The organism is Streptomyces lancefieldiae (assembly GCF_031845825.1).
In the GTDB taxonomy this organism is placed as follows: domain Bacteria; phylum Actinomycetota; class Actinomycetes; order Streptomycetales; family Streptomycetaceae; genus Streptomyces; species Streptomyces lancefieldiae.
On the sequence record NZ_JAVRFH010000310.1, the window covers coordinates 1 to 471 of the forward strand.

At 68.2% G+C, this 471-nt stretch carries 1 protein-coding gene; it reads right to left on the bottom strand.

What is annotated here, in order from left to right; all coding sequences use genetic code 11:
- On the bottom strand, positions 1-471 hold a 471-nt coding region (locus RM812_RS42285), incomplete at both ends, for a hypothetical protein (protein ID WP_311586345.1).

Sequence of the window (471 nt, forward strand, 5' to 3'; positions counted from 1 at the left end):
GTGTTCAGCACCTGCTCGTGCGCGCGCAGTGCGGCCTGCTCGGCGTCGACGAGCGCCTCGCCGAGTACCTGGTGGGCCCACTCGACGATGACGGGGTCGCCACCCAGGTAGTTACGGAAGAGGACCTGCATGGTGTTCGACTTCGCGGCCGACGGCAGATGTCCGCCCAGTCGGCGTGTGCGGCGGACCTCGGTGCTGGTCTTGATCCGGTTGAAGGTCACCTGCAGCGGCTTCGCCTCGCAGCCCTCGGAGGCATCGGCCAGGACGGGCCGCCGGCGATCCCCGGCCCATTTCGAGAGCTTCACCTCGCCCCAGAGCTTGACCGCAAAAGGCGGGTGGTGCTCGGCAACATCGTCACCCCCGAGCTCGAGGATGTTGCGCCAGGCGCAGAAAAGCCGGTCCGAGCCGCAGAACGCTCGGCTGCGGGCTGTCAGCTTGTGGATCAGCAGGTAGAGACCGCCGGGGGTGTGC